Source organism: Arthrobacter sp. JCM 19049 (assembly GCF_001310435.1).
Map to the genome: position 1 here is coordinate 1 of NZ_BAXF01000648.1, position 1030 is coordinate 1030.

Sequence of the window (1030 nt, forward strand, 5' to 3'; positions counted from 1 at the left end):
AGGTCATGCACCAGTTCAGCCAGTACAGCCAGCCGGTGGCGAACGCCGCCTTCTCCCCGTAGAACTCACGGGCGTAGGAGACGAACGAGCCCGAGGAGGCCGGTGCATCACCAGTTCGCCCAGCGCGCGCAGGATCAGGAAGGCGAAGAAGCCGCAGACCGCATAGCTGATCACGATGCCCGGCCCGGCCTGCGCCAGCCGTCCGCCGGCCCCCATGAACAGTCCGGTGCCGATCGCCCCGCCGATCGCGATCATCTGCATCTGCCGGCCCGAAAGGCCCTTGTGGTAGTCCGCGTCGCCGGCGGTCAGCGAGGCGTCGGGAACGGGGGTGTTCCCAGTGGTGGAATGCTCCATCAGTATCCTTGGGTGGGGGATTAGTCGGAAAGATTGGCAAGGCGCTCGGGGGAGAGCAGCTCATTGAGATCCTCGGCGGAGAGCAGGCCGCGTTCCAGGACCAGCTCGGCCACACCGCGTCCGGTGTGCAGCGCCTCCATCGCGATCGAGGTCGACGCCGCGTAGCCCAGGCGCGGGTTCAGCGCGGTGACCAGACCGATGGAGTTCTCCACCTCGCGGCGCAGCGCCGCCTCATCCACGGTGATCCCGTCGATGCAGCGTTCGGCCAGGGTGAGGCAGCCGTTGGTCAGGTGCTTGAGCGAGAGCCCGATCGAGTGCACGATCACCGGTTCGAACGCGTTCAGCTGCAGCTGCCCGCCCTCCGCGGCCATGGTCACGGTCAGATCGTGGCCCACCACCTGGTAGGCGATCTGGTTCACGACCTCGGGGATCACCGGGTTGACCTTGCCGGGCATGATCGAGGACCCTGACTGCACTGCCGGCAGCTGCAGGTCGTAGAGCCCGCGCGCGGGCCGGAGGAGAGCAGGCGCAGGTCGTTGCAGATCTTGGAGATCTTCAGCGCCACGCGCTTGAGCACGCCGGACAGGTGCACGAACGCGCCCACGTCGCTGGTCGCCTCGATCAAATCCGGGCTGGTGGTCAGCGGCAGTCCGGTCAGCTCGCGCAGGTGGCGGCA

Annotated in this window: 1 protein-coding gene and 2 pseudogenes; all 3 read right to left on the reverse strand. The window is 67.5% G+C overall.

The features are described from left to right. Positions 1-354: pseudogene (locus JCM19049_RS15230) on the reverse strand (amino acid permease); the annotation flags it as partial. Positions 355-374: 20 nt separating this feature from the next. Continuing rightward, positions 375-809, reverse strand: a complete 435-nt coding sequence (locus JCM19049_RS15235; RefSeq protein WP_374700333.1) for a hypothetical protein — start codon at positions 807-809, stop codon at positions 375-377. Next, a pseudogene (locus JCM19049_RS23700) lies at positions 807-979 on the reverse strand (lyase family protein); the annotation flags it as partial. The pseudogene JCM19049_RS23700 and the gene JCM19049_RS15235, both read right to left, overlap by 3 nt. Positions 980-1030: the final 51 nt, after the last annotated feature.